At 37.8% G+C, this 12,503-nt stretch carries 18 protein-coding genes and 1 pseudogene; 2 read left to right on the top strand and 17 right to left on the bottom strand.

Going from position 1 to position 12,503, the window contains the following annotated elements; translation table 11 throughout:
- Positions 1 to 5: 5 nt before the first annotated feature.
- The 17 genes from NST05_RS00180 to NST05_RS00260 all read right to left on the bottom strand — a co-directional run bounded on the left by NST05_RS00180 (position 6) and on the right by NST05_RS00260 (position 11,416).
- On the bottom strand, positions 6 to 236 hold the full coding sequence (locus tag NST05_RS00180) for a hypothetical protein (protein WP_003045901.1): 231 nt from the start codon (positions 234 to 236) through the stop codon (positions 6 to 8).
- Positions 211 to 675: a hypothetical protein gene (locus NST05_RS00185; protein WP_003045900.1), complete on the bottom strand. Its 465-nt coding sequence runs from the start codon at positions 673 to 675 to the stop codon at positions 211 to 213. Before NST05_RS00185 ends, NST05_RS00180 begins: the two co-directional genes overlap by 26 nt.
- Positions 675 to 1,085: a hypothetical protein gene (locus tag NST05_RS00190; RefSeq protein WP_003045896.1), complete on the bottom strand. Its 411-nt coding sequence runs from the start codon at positions 1,083 to 1,085 to the stop codon at positions 675 to 677. The genes NST05_RS00185 and NST05_RS00190 overlap by 1 nt, the downstream gene beginning before the upstream one ends.
- A 25-nt stretch (positions 1,086 to 1,110) precedes the next feature.
- On the bottom strand, positions 1,111 to 1,314 hold the full coding sequence (locus NST05_RS00195; protein ID WP_003045893.1) for a hypothetical protein: 204 nt from the start codon (positions 1,312 to 1,314) through the stop codon (positions 1,111 to 1,113).
- Complete coding sequence (locus NST05_RS00200; protein ID WP_003045891.1) at positions 1,315 to 1,488, bottom strand: hypothetical protein; 174 nt, start codon at positions 1,486 to 1,488, stop codon at positions 1,315 to 1,317. It lies immediately after the preceding gene.
- A gap of 113 nt (positions 1,489 to 1,601) precedes the next feature.
- On the bottom strand, positions 1,602 to 3,095 hold the full coding sequence (locus NST05_RS00205; RefSeq protein WP_003045889.1) for a primase C-terminal domain-containing protein: 1,494 nt from the start codon (positions 3,093 to 3,095) through the stop codon (positions 1,602 to 1,604).
- Positions 3,082 to 3,270: a hypothetical protein gene (locus NST05_RS00210; protein WP_003045888.1), complete on the bottom strand. Its 189-nt coding sequence runs from the start codon at positions 3,268 to 3,270 to the stop codon at positions 3,082 to 3,084. The genes NST05_RS00205 and NST05_RS00210 overlap by 14 nt, the downstream gene beginning before the upstream one ends.
- Before the next feature lie 100 nt (positions 3,271 to 3,370).
- Positions 3,371 to 3,865 carry a hypothetical protein gene (locus NST05_RS00215; RefSeq protein ID WP_003045884.1) on the bottom strand — a complete coding sequence of 165 codons (495 nt, stop codon included), beginning with the start codon at positions 3,863 to 3,865 and terminating at the stop codon, positions 3,371 to 3,373.
- 38 nt (positions 3,866 to 3,903) lie between these two features.
- The gene (locus NST05_RS00220; protein ID WP_003045882.1) at positions 3,904 to 4,092 is read right to left on the bottom strand and encodes a hypothetical protein; all 189 of its coding nucleotides are present in this window, start codon (positions 4,090 to 4,092) and stop codon (positions 3,904 to 3,906) included.
- A 252-nt stretch (positions 4,093 to 4,344) separates the two neighbouring features.
- Entirely contained in the window at positions 4,345 to 4,743 is a 399-nt protein-coding gene (spx, locus tag NST05_RS00225; RefSeq protein WP_002949058.1) for a transcriptional regulator Spx, read from the bottom strand.
- 176 nt (positions 4,744 to 4,919) lie between these two features.
- Positions 4,920 to 6,059, bottom strand: coding sequence for a recombinase RecA (gene recA / locus NST05_RS00230; RefSeq protein ID WP_011680606.1), 1,140 nt, complete (start codon positions 6,057 to 6,059; stop codon positions 4,920 to 4,922).
- Positions 6,060 to 6,094: 35 nt separating this feature from the next.
- The gene (locus tag NST05_RS00235; protein ID WP_100262628.1) at positions 6,095 to 7,366 is read right to left on the bottom strand and encodes a competence/damage-inducible protein A; all 1,272 of its coding nucleotides are present in this window, start codon (positions 7,364 to 7,366) and stop codon (positions 6,095 to 6,097) included.
- A 95-nt stretch (positions 7,367 to 7,461) separates the two neighbouring features.
- On the bottom strand, positions 7,462 to 8,016 hold the full coding sequence (locus tag NST05_RS00240; RefSeq protein ID WP_014621014.1) for a DNA-3-methyladenine glycosylase I: 555 nt from the start codon (positions 8,014 to 8,016) through the stop codon (positions 7,462 to 7,464).
- Positions 8,017 to 8,022: 6 nt separating this feature from the next.
- On the bottom strand, positions 8,023 to 8,613 hold the full coding sequence (gene ruvA, locus NST05_RS00245) for a Holliday junction branch migration protein RuvA (RefSeq protein WP_011680603.1): 591 nt from the start codon (positions 8,611 to 8,613) through the stop codon (positions 8,023 to 8,025).
- 151 nt (positions 8,614 to 8,764) lie between these two features.
- On the bottom strand, positions 8,765 to 8,986 hold the full coding sequence (locus NST05_RS00250) for a hypothetical protein (protein ID WP_011680602.1): 222 nt from the start codon (positions 8,984 to 8,986) through the stop codon (positions 8,765 to 8,767).
- Positions 8,987 to 9,115: 129 nt separating this feature from the next.
- A complete protein-coding gene (gene mutL / locus NST05_RS00255; RefSeq protein WP_011680601.1) occupies positions 9,116 to 11,059 on the bottom strand; it encodes a DNA mismatch repair endonuclease MutL in 1,944 nt (647 codons plus the stop codon).
- Between the two features lie 51 nt (positions 11,060 to 11,110).
- Positions 11,111 to 11,416: a hypothetical protein gene (locus NST05_RS00260; protein ID WP_014621013.1), complete on the bottom strand. Its 306-nt coding sequence runs from the start codon at positions 11,414 to 11,416 to the stop codon at positions 11,111 to 11,113.
- 223 nt (positions 11,417 to 11,639) lie between these two features.
- On the opposite strand from NST05_RS00260, the pseudogene NST05_RS00265 reads away from it, so the two are divergent.
- Positions 11,640 to 12,031 (top strand): annotated as a pseudogene (locus NST05_RS00265) (LytTR family DNA-binding domain-containing protein).
- Entirely contained in the window at positions 12,028 to 12,483 is a 456-nt protein-coding gene (locus tag NST05_RS00270) for a DUF3021 domain-containing protein (protein WP_084828414.1), read from the top strand. The pseudogene NST05_RS00265 and the gene NST05_RS00270 overlap by 4 nt, the downstream one beginning before the upstream one ends.
- Positions 12,484 to 12,503 lie beyond the last annotated feature (20 nt).

Raw genomic sequence — 12,503 nt, forward strand, 5'->3', positions numbered from 1 at the left:
TCCTCCTAAATACAATCCATCTTTTCTGGAGCCAGCTCCAGCGTTAGCCACAAGGCTTCACTTTCTGAAATATGTGTCAGCTTTCCCCCTTCATCATTGAAACGCAACAAGGTAAAAATATCATCAGAAAGTTTGCCTAAGATAACCATTCCTTCGGTTGTTTTCGCACGCCACAATTCATCATCAAATTGAAAAGCCGTTTCTGTCCACTTACTGAGCTTCGTTTTTTGAGTCATCTAGTGCCTCCTCAATGGTCTTCTCGTCAGCTGTAATCTTCCCCTGCTTATCCTTAACAGCATAGAGATAGAGCTGATATTGGCCGTCTCTTATCGTGACAAGGGACGCTGCTTTTTTAACCTGGTATTTCTTCACAAGAACTTGTCCTTCTTCAGACTCCACGTTAATATAAAACGTTGGATAAGCACTTTTTTCAGCCGTTGTGATAACGGCTTTTTTGCCTGCTTGACAATAAGGGCAGCCATGTCTATAAAAGACTAAATTAGCATTCTGATTGATCACAGCATCCACATAAACTTGTTCCGTAAGGTGTCTATCATAGTCTTTGACAACGTACCTAGTCCAAACTGTCTGTACACCAATAACTGTGAAAAATAGCAAACTGACTGCTGCTATCGTGCCAAAAATCATTTTAGCCCATTCAAATCTATTAGCCACTATCCTTCACCTCCTTGCATAAAATCGAATAAGTCTCCTTGAACATAGTTCACTTTGGCCAAACGCTTGATCTCTGATTTTAAGTTATCAAAAACAGTCATCATGGTACTAAATTGTAACGGATCGAACTGTTCATACAGAGAAACAAGTGGCAGCATAGGAAAATGGTCCTTCTTTTCACTTTTAAGAAATTCTAAAACCTGTTTTTCTCCCTCAATAACAGCATCTACTCTAATCAACGCAGGTATGCTTGTAATAGCATCTCCATTTTGATAAAAGGTCAAAGCAATGTCTCCAGCTTTCACTACCTCAAACTCAGGAAAATCATCTGTAATCTTAAAATAATAAGCTAATGGTTCCTGACCTAAACCAGTAAGATAATAGCCACGTAACACCTTGATATTATCCATTTTCTTCCTCCTCGTTATCCATTTCTTAACAAACTCTATGAACTTTAAACGGTGCCTGGTAATAATTGGGATAGTGAATAACTTTCTTAGTCTTCTGAACTGGTAAAGGAATATGATAATGCACCTGCATGTACTGACAAGCTAATCCTCTACTCTCAAAGACTAATAAATTTCCCTTGTTGTCATAGAGATAATCTCCATCTTCAAAACTAAAAATAACGTATCCCATCTATTCTTCTCCCTTTCTAGTTTGATCTACAATTGCCCTATAATCATTTTCAAATTCCATATCATAACCTTCTGCATATCTAATCTGATGACTACTGATAAGCCATCCTAATAGAAATAATGCCAAACAGAATATAGATATAACTAAACTAACTACAATAATCCACGTCCACATAAAATTCTCCTATCAATTATTTAACTACAGTTTCATATTAGTTTTTACCCCTTTTCAAACCTGCTCTCATTATCGTAGATATAAATGTAATGGCAGTTTGCGGGTTTTATCAATTATCCAATGTCAGCCTCAAATAGAGATAGTTGTCTTGCTTGTTTAAGCCCATTTTTAACCCCTTCTATCACCCTTTTGGTGAATCCTATACTCTCTTCAAAGAAAGTAGCAATGTTTGCAAAATAAGCCTCCTGACGCTCTTTTTTCACCTGAATAAGGGAAAGAACAATAGCTTTAACAGAAGCTAATCTAATCCCACCACCACGTCCAGCTTTAACCGCAAAGAAAATCTTACGATCAGCTTTAAGAGCCTTCAGAACTTTATCTAATGAACGTTCAGGGATATTTAACTCTTCCCTAATAGCTTTTTTAGTCGTCTGAACAAAAGGATCCTCAGACTGATAAAAACCTTCTAAATAAGCCATAATATCAGCTTTCCACTCATGTAGGTGGCTATGCTTACGATCTGCACGTTTCTTCTTAAATTTATACCAGCGTTGCTTGATAAACAAATCTGAGCCCTTCAGATTCTCATTGACCCAAGCTTTGCATAGTAATTTGATGTAATCTCGACTAGCAGCTTCATATTTCCCTGAATAAGCTGAGCCAACGACTTTTAGGAACTCGTCCTGAGAGAGTGGTTCGGCCAAGTGCTCATTGAAATCAGCTAAAACAGCCTCACAATCGCTCTTAGAGACACCACTTGAAAAGTTAGCCAGTGCCAAAGTAAAGAGTACATTGTTTCTTCCCATCAATGCTTTAGCTCCTCTAATATTGGCTTCTTTCAGCAGTAAACCATACCAGGGTTCATCTACCTGTTTAACGCCTTCAGAACCAGCAATAACCGTTAAATTAGGTTTCTTACTTGGAAACGGTAGATCAGACTGTTTCATAGACCAATCTAGCCATTCCTGGAATGAATAAGTATAGTCAGCATGAAAGAACTCTACATTGTTCGCTCGGGGCATACGTGCAATACCAAGGTGGTTACACGTCATATCAACTGGCAATGTTTGGCCAAAATAGTTACGTAAATTTTGAGAGATTGCCTTGGCCACTTTTACTACTTTGAACTGTGAATGAGTTGTCACATATGCTGCTTTATCCAGTACAAAATAAGCTTGATACCCCTTATCAGATTTTAAAATCAATGTAGGCATGAATCCTAAATCAATAGCAGCGGTTAAAATATCTCCAGAAGTCATCTCTTCAGCTGAAGATGTGATGTCAAAATCAATATAGAATGTATTAATTTGTCTCAAATTATCTTCAGAGTGTCCACGTGTAATTTGACGTTTGGGATCGCTGTAACTACCAAAACGGTAAACATTTGGTGTCCAGTGAGTGAAACTATCCTCATTCTCAGAAATAGATTCCATCGATGTCAAAACAACGCCACGTGCTTTTATCATTTTTTCTTTTGTACGATATCCAAAGATTGCTCCTCGATTTCCTTCTTCAACTGAAGAAACTGGTTTTAAGTGACTATTCTTAAATTTATAGTTTCTTAAACCATCTTTTAGAATCAAACTGTAAATGTTAGTTAAGTTCATCTGTTTCCTTACTATTAACGATTTTATAAGCTAATTTTCCCTTGAATTCAGTTAGTTCTAGACCTAGCATTACAGCCATGTCTTTATATTGACCAAATTCATCTACGAGAATCCCTCCATCAGTAATTGGAAGTCTTTTGTGAAGCTCTCTTATCTTTTTAGATTTGGTATCCATTTAATAATTCCTCTGACAGCAACTTTGTTTCCTTTGACTGTTCAAGACCAGAAAGATACGCCTCATAATCAACGTCAAGTGCCATTTTAAAGCTTCTACTTTAGTTAATTTTCATACTTCTGGGAAGAGTCGTATTCGGAACGCTGTAACCATCCTGTAAGTCTCTCTTCAAATAAAATTCAGGGCTTATTGTTGTAACGTAGTCACTTCTTTTCCAGTTACTTCGTAAGCGTGTATTAAATAGTGAAATCCTAGCTTCAATCTCTTTGAACCTGAATCCAAGCTTTAGATAAGTTGTAACAATCTCATTAACATGCTCTTTAGATTCTTTATTCCTAACTCTGTTGTGAACACCTTGTTCCTGATCTTCCAATATCAAGCTTTTCTGATACTGAATATACAGTGCTCTCATCTGTTCTATTTTGTTCTGCCAGTTTAAACTGTAAGGTTTACCTGAATATTTGTTTTTCAAATTCCTAACAGGTTCACAGAACTTCATCTGAATAGAATCGAACTCTCCTAGATCACTCAGAGGATCAATAAAACCTAATGGTTCACTATTGATTAATTGATCATAAAACTCATTCCTAACCATCATGTCCTCCTAGCTATGTTATACATTAACTAAACTATTCAAGATGTATTAAGTAAGTTCATTTCTTCAAATAGATCCAACTGATAAACTTTAACAATACCACTATGATTATCAAAGACTAATTCTTTTTCTTCCTCAGTTGATTCTGAACTCACTTCTTGATCGTGATCAATGACTTCATAGACTTCTAAAGTCTCAATATCCATCACTATTTCCAATCCCTTCATGGTAAAGACTCCCTTCTTTATGAAATTTTAAGCGAACAAAAAGGAGAACAGATTTCTCCGTTCTCCTCATAAATACAGGATTATTTTCTATTTCTAAAAACTCTTACCACTTACTTTAAAGTTTTGGAACCTTTTTTATTGCTGAACAAGTTATTTGGGACTTTACTAGTTTATCAAGTTTAAGTAATAAAGTCAATAAATTCTTCTTTTTAAAAAACAAAAAGAAGATACTAGTAACCTTCTTTTAGAATTTTATAGTGCTGCACGCATGCGTGCTTGTGAATTTTCGACATTACGGATTGAACGTGGTAAAAAAGCACGAATATCATCTTCTTTATAACCCACTTGTAATCTCTTATCATCAATCAAGATTGGACTCTTCAAAATTCTAGGATTTTCTTGAATCAAATCAATTACTTCACTGACGCTAAGCTCATCAATATCACAATTTAGAGCTTTGGCATAGCGATTTTTTTTTGAAACGATGCTCTCAACACCATTCTCTGTTTTTGAAAGGATAGTAAGGATTTCTTCTTTTGTAAGTGGTTCTTTACCAAGATTTTGTTCTTTATAAGGAAGTTGATGCTTGTTCAACCATGTTTTTGCTTTTTTACAACTTGTACAACTTGAAATTGTATAAATCTTAATCATGTTAATTCTCTCTTTCTGTCACATGATACTATTATCTTATCACCTTCTTTGATTTATTAAATCGGTCTAGCGACCTATTTTGAATCTGGGGTGTATTCGCTTTTTTAACTTGTATTGCTCATATTTTCTTCTTAATTCAAATCAAAAAGAAAAGAACCTTTTGGGCTCTTTGACATTTATTCTTCGATTTCAATGGTTGAATCAAGATCTAGAATGAGTTCATCAGACGTGTCTTCAACTTGTGTATCTTCAACAACATCGTCCTCATCTAGCTCAATCAGACCGTAGTGTACGCGTACTTTATGATCGATTTCTGCAAAAATCTCAGGATGATCTGCTAAATACTTTTTAGCATTTTCAGATCCTTGACCAATTTTCTCCCCATTATATGAGAACCAAGCTCCGGCTTTCTGAATAATGCCTATATCACTTGCAATTTTTACAAGTTCACCGGTTTGTGAAATTCCTTCGCCATACATAATTTCAACAAAAGCTTCTTTAAATGGTGGAGCAACTTTATTTTTAACAACCTTAATCTTGGTTTCCTTACCAACATTTTGGTCCTTTTTGTCACCGGTTCCTTTAATTTGTGTATTACCACGTACATCAAGACGTACTGATGCATAGAATTTTAAAGCACGTCCACCTGGGGTAGTCTCTGGGTTACCAAACATGATACCAACTTTTTCACGCAACTGGTTAATAAAGATAGCAATCGTTTTTGTTTTATTAATAGATGCAGAAAGTTTACGCATGGCTTGACTCATCATACGTGCTTGAAGTCCTACATGACTGTCACCAATATCTCCATCAATTTCTGCACGTGGTACCAAGGCCGCAACTGAGTCAACAACAACTAAATCCACTGCACCAGAGTCAATCAGCTTACCTGCAATTTCGAGACCTTGCTCACCAGAATCAGGCTGCGACAAAAGAAGCTCATCGATATTAACACCTAGAGCTGCTGCATACGCAGGGTCAAGAGCATGCTCGGCATCGATAAAAGCTGCGATGCCACCTTCTTTTTGAGTCTGAGCAACTGCATGAAGGGCAACAGTTGTTTTACCTGATGATTCTGGTCCGTAAATTTCAATAATACGACCTTTAGGGTAACCACCCGCACCAAGAGCAATATCCAAAGCTAGCGAGCCTGAGCTCATAACCTGAACTTTTTGCTCTGCACGCTCACCAAGACGCATAACTGCACCCTTACCAAAATCTTTTTCAATATTTTTTAATGCATCGTCGAGTGCTTTGCGACGCTCATCACCAAACTTCTTTGTGATTTCTTCTGTTTTCTTTGTTTTCTTAGCCACTTAATTTCCTCTTCTTTCTGTGTTAAATGACAAACTTAAATTGAGTTGTCCTCTTGTAATAAAGCTTGGCGAACTAGGTTAAAGGCATAGAGTGTACTGATATATCTAACATCAGATCGACTTCTTCCACCTATAACAACCTTAATTGACCGCACTTGGTTTCTATCGGCAATACCAATAAAGACTGTACCTGCTTGATGCCCTTCCAAAGCATCTGGTCCTGCTACTCCAGTAAGCGCAATTCCGTAATCACTATCTGTCTTAACTCGGGCACCCTCAGCCATTTTTTCTGCTGTAAAATGACTAACAACACCATGCTCTTCTAATTTAGATAAGGGAATACCCAACATTTTAGCTTTTTCTTCCATGCTATAGGTGACAAAACCACCCTTGAATACTTGTGAAGCTCCAGGAAAATCAGCAACACTAGCTTGAAATAAGCCAGCTGTTAAACTTTCAGCTGCAGTAATAGTTTTGCCATATTTCTTAAGCAAATAGAACACTTCATAAGCTAAGCTATTTGATTCTCCATATCCATAGATGAGATCAGACAAGCTTTTTCCATCTAGAGTTTTAGTAGAACGAATTTGTTCTTCTAAAACATCTAGTTTTCGATCCGCTTCTTCTTGCGACGATGCCTTTGTTGATAAGCGAAGGGTCACTTCTCCCACTTTAGCATAGGGCGCAATGGTTGGGTCTGTTTGGTTAACAATGAGATCTTTAATAATAGTCACCAATTGACTTTCTCCAACACCAAAAAACCTTAGGACTCTAGAATAAAGCGTAGTATGATTCTCTGTAAGAGCTGGAATAAGCTCTTGGTTCACCATAGGTTTGAGTTCACTTGGCGGACCAGGCAAGACAACATAGGTCACTCCTTCAACAGTAATAATTCCTCCAACTGCCAGACCTGTGAGATTTTGCAAGGGGACAGCCCCCTCAACAATTTGCGCTTGGCGTTCATTATTAGGCGTTCGTGTATGTTTAGGACGAGTAGCAAAGAAACTATCCAGTTTTTTACTTGCCTCCTCATCAAAAATGAGTTCTTTGCCTAAAAACTTAGCCAATGATTGTTTGGTTAAGTCATCCTCAGTAGGGCCAAGTCCTCCACAGAGTATAACTAAATCGCTACGTTTACTAGACTGGTCTAAGACTGAAAGTAGACGGTTTTCATTGTCTCCTACCGCTGTGTGAAAATACACGTCAATTCCTAATTCAGCTAGTTTTTCAGATAAAAATTGGGCATTGGTATTGGTGATTTGCCCTGTAAGAATTTCAGTTCCTACTGCAATCAATTCAGCTTTCATTGGTTCACCTATATTACTATTCGTAAAATAATCTCAGAAACATGTTTGTTTATAAACTAACACGTTTCTTCCGTCTTGTCAATCAAATCTACTCATTATTTGAAGTCGCAATCATTTTCATGATCATTCACAAATCCAGCTGCTTGTAAAAACGAGTACATGGTAGTCGGTCCTAAAAATTTGAACCCTCTCTTTTTTAGATCTTTTGCAATTTGTTTAGAAAGGTCAGTTAATGATGGAACATCTTTATATGTGGGAACATTATTTATCAAGGGTTTTCCGTCAAAAAAATGCCAAAAATAATGAGACAGGGAGCCAAATTCATCTTGGAGTTTAAGCACTTGTTTGGCATTATTTACGGTTGCTTCTAACTTAAGTTTGTGACGGATGACATCCGGATTTTGAAGCGCTTCTTCCAGTTCACTTAGGCTAAACTGGGCAACTCGACTAATATCATAGTTATGAAAAACACGATTAAAAGCCTGGCGTTTTTTTAAAACCGTTAGCCAGGAAAGCCCTGACTGATAACTTTCTAAGCAAAGAAGCTCAAAAAGTTTTTCATCGTCACCAATAGGCTTTCCCCACTCCTTATCATGATAATCACAATAAAGTTTATTGTCTGTCGGAACCCAACGACATCGATTGACCATTGCTACTCACTTCATCAACATTTTAAGAGCGGACTTAATATATTGCTCTGCCGTTTCATTGGTATCCTCAAAGAAGGCTTTCACTTTCTTAAGCTCTGTGGCTTTGTACCCAAGAGCAAGCAAAGCTTCCATAGCTTCATCCAACTGTTGATTTCCTGCAGTCTGATTTGCCGTAGTATTGGTCGTTTCTGCTGGTAACTCTGCAAATTTTCCTGCCAGATCAAGAACCATTTGTTGAGCAGTCTTTTTACCAATCTTTGGAAATTTCATCAGGTATTTGATGTCACTATTATCAATAGCGGCAACAAGTCCCTGATTATCATCCACAGCCACTATGGCTAGAGCAGTCGTCGGACCTATCCCAGAAACAGAAATCAACTTAAGAAAAACTTCTTTCTCATCTTCAGTATGAAAACCAAAAAGTAGGTGGGCATCATCTCTAATAACTTGATGAAGATACACTTGGATAGTCTGATTCATTTGATCAGAAAAGCTGTAGGGATTAGCCACAGTGACAATATATCCTAGACCATTTGTTTCTATGACAATGTGTTTGGCTGTGATTTTTACTAGGGTGCCCTTGATATAATCATACATAGCTTGCGAGTTCCTTTCTTTTTAAATGTTACATGATGGTTATATAGTTTTTAAACCTACAAAACTTACCTTGTTTTTTACTAATCTCAATCACTGCTGTACTATTGTAACAAAAAATCCACTCGAAAGTGGATTCTATTTGCTCCCTTTTTTAAGAATGGCTACTCATCTTTAAAGTATCGGTAATCATCTCCAATCCCAAGAGAACATATGTTGAAATACCTAAGGTGAAGGCAATGCTAGAAACATTTACTAAGGTATTCTCCAAACTTGGTCGACCTAACCAAGCCAAAATATAGAAAATCAAACTAATCGCTAAAAATGTTAAGCCAACAAGTAAAAAGTTTTTATAAGTTTTTGTTAGGTGTCTCATCACTCTATCTCCTAACTTAAAGATCAGACCATCATCCTACAATGATATGCTAAAACATTAGAAAATTCCGTATCTTCACCACGATTATAAAACTAACATCTCTATTCGTAAAGCAAGACGAAAAAAGTTTTAATACTTTCCTAAATCACGTAGGCTGGTATGGTTTTCTTGAATACGACGGAACATTTTTTCCATATCAGACTTGGTAAAGTTGACAAGTACTGGACGGCCGTGAGGACAATTATAGGGATTTTTGCACTGTGCAAGCTGTACTAGAAGGTCACGCGCAGAGTAATCATCAAGAGCATGATTGGCCTTTATTGAACGTTTACAACTCATCATGATGGCTAACTCAGCACGATAGGTCTTGACGGATACTTCGTTCGTCAAAAGAAGCATATCACACATCTCATAGACTGCAGATTCGATTTCTTCTTCCTTCATCCAGATAGGGTGCTCTCGAAGAATGAAGGTATTATTCCCATAAGGCTCCAAATAGATGCAAACTTGGTTAAGAAGAGGCATTTTTTCTTGTAAACTAATGTAATCTGAACCTGAAAATTCAAAAAGATAGGGAACCAAAAGTTGTTGTAAACTACTATCAACCACACCTATCTTTTCGCGATAGTACTCATACTTGACACGTTCTTGGGCAGCATGCTGGTCAATGATGTAAAGGCCACCTTGTCCTTGGGCAAAGAGGTAGGTTCCATGCATTTGACCAAAGAACTCCAATTCAGGAAAGGTTGATGTTTCCTCATTGGTCAGATTTTCAAGCATGCGCTTCAATTTCGATTTATTTTTATAGTCAAGTTTTCCGTGTTCGCTATCACTATCATCTGCTGAACGTTTTGCCTGTTTAACAGTAGGTTGCTGTTTGTTTGCTACCGATGAAACTGAAGACTCTGACTTTGATACAAGAGGTTTGATATCCTCTTGAACTGTCTCTGGCGTGACAAAGAAATCATTACGGCTACTGTCATAGTAAAGATTGGTTTGTTTGAGTGGGAGACTCGTCTGAACTGACCTAGTTGCACCTCTAGTACTTGACTTTGCTAGATTTTCAAGGGCATCAGGAATCAAATCCTGCTCTCTAAGGCTTTGAGCAATGGCAGATTTGATAAGGGCCATGAGCTCCTTTTCTTTAGAGATACGTACTTCTTGCTTTGTTGGGTGAACATTGACATCTGCCAAATAAGGATCAATCTGAATATCAATAACTGCAATTGGGAAGCGTCCCACCATAAGTTTAGAACCATAACCATCAAAAATAGCACGGTTAAGGAGGAAGTTTTTTATATAGCGTCCGTTAATAAGAATCGTGATATAGTTACGGTTAGCACGCGTTAATTCAGGGAGACTGACATAACCAGAAACTTCAAAATCAAGGTCGGAATTTGAAATTTCCACCATTTTTTTTGCTGTTGTTAAGCCATAAATCCCTGCAATAGCTTGGCGAAGGTCTCCAGTACCTGATGTCTGTGTCAACTGACGACCGTCATTAAGCAAGGTGAAGGCTACTTCGGGGTGGGCTAAACTCAAACGGTTGACAACATCGACAATATGAGCCAACTCAGCCTGTAAACTCTTCATATACTTGAGACGAGCTGGGGTATTATAAAACAAGTTTTCAACTGTAATCTTTGTTCCCACTGGGGTTGAAATAGGATCTTGACTCTCAATTTCTCCACCTTTAGCAACAAGTTTGGTCCCATAGACTTCTCCATCCGCTGCTGTCACAATGGTAAGGTGACTAATAGAAGCTATAGAGGGTAGGGCTTCACCTCGAAAACCAAGTGTTCGAATACGAAAGAGATCTCCTTGATTTTTGATTTTACTCGTTGCATGACGGCGCAAACTCATAGCTACATCAGCTTGAGCCATTCCTTCGCCATTGTCTGTGATTTGAATTTTTGAGAGGCCTGATTCTTCAACTTCAATAGTAATCTGGGTGCTGCCTGCATCAATAGCATTTTCCACCAGCTCTTTAACTACACTAGCTGGTCGCTCTACGACCTCACCAGCAGCAATCTGATTGGCTAGAACTTCAGGCAATTCGATAATTTTTGGCATAATTAGTTTTTCTCCCTTCTAAAAGGTTGATAGATCACTGGCGTTGACTTGTTACTTATGCTGACTATAAAGCCACAACTCACACACAACTGTTAGCCAAGATAAGGCTGTAGCAATAACAATCATATCTCCATGACGAAGGTTGAACCAAATGAGTCCAGAAAAAATCAATAGATAAATAACTTGAAAAATCCATTGATAGGTTCTAGGAGAGCTTGTCGAATCCAGAAACTGCTTCACAAAGAAATAAAGCAAGAGCAAATTCAGTGTTAGTACTTTTTCAAAAGGTGTAAAAAAGCTCAAAATCAGGCTAAAAGCAAGAAAAATTCCTGCTATCCATTTCATTATCGATTTCATGTGATTACCTCGTCAGTGCGTTTTCATTAAGTATAGGGGTTTTCTAGAATATTTTCAACCACTTAAACACCATATAGGACCACATAGACAAGTGCTATTGCTGTGGACTAGTAAATAGTGTTTAATGAAGATGTGAAAGGGAGGAGGCCTCCTCAATCAAAAATAAGAAAGTATAGTTATGAAAATAAAAATTTAGACTGACTCGGCATTTCAAGAAGAAACGTTGCAGGTTCAAGCACCTAGACGGACACCAAAGATTCAACAAGTCGTCGAGTTTGTCGAATCTTTGGATGACAACCACCGACTCAAGGGAAAAGAGGATGGCGAGACTTATCTCATCGAGCCTAATGCTATTTCCAGAATTTACATCGAAAATCGTCAAGTTCTATCTGAAACTACTCAAGGAGACTATCACTTAGGCCTACGTCTCTATCAAGTTTTAGAAATATTACCGTCCTACTTCATCAAAATCTCACAGTCAGAGATTGTCAACCTCAAAGAAATTGAACGCTTCAACATCACCCCTAACGGACTCGTAGAAATTCACCTAAAAACAAGAAAACTACCTACTCATCACGCCGTTACCTCAAAGCAATAAAGGAGAAACTACAATGAAAAAACAACTCTTTAAATCAGGCACAAATGGCATCCTTCTCGGACTTGCCGTATCCATGGTCATGTTTCTTATCTTGGCGCCAAGCTACATGCATCTAAATCCCCACTCAGCGGTTGGACAATGGATGACCTCTCATCAGATTCATGGATCTATTATCTTAGCCTATTGCCCCATCACTTGGTTTGCTATCGGTATCCTCTTTGAAGTCGCTAACTATATTTTCCGTAAGGCTGAGTGGAGTTTACTTCGTGCAACCCTCACTCACTATGCTTTGACCTGTCTTGGTTTCATTCCACTAGCTACCCTCAGCGGATGGTTCCCTCTACGTTTGACTTTCTACTTGGAGCTAGTCATTGAATTCAGCCTTATCTATCTGCTCGTTTGGGCCTTCTCTTATTGGAAAATGAAAAAGGATATTGAACAACTCAATCAAGAATTGAAACACCTATAAAAGACAAGAAGCCTGTCAAT

Origin of the sequence: Streptococcus sp. FSL E2-3494 (assembly GCF_038007085.1) — a bacterium.
Classification (GTDB): domain Bacteria; phylum Bacillota; class Bacilli; order Lactobacillales; family Streptococcaceae; genus Streptococcus; species Streptococcus thermophilus.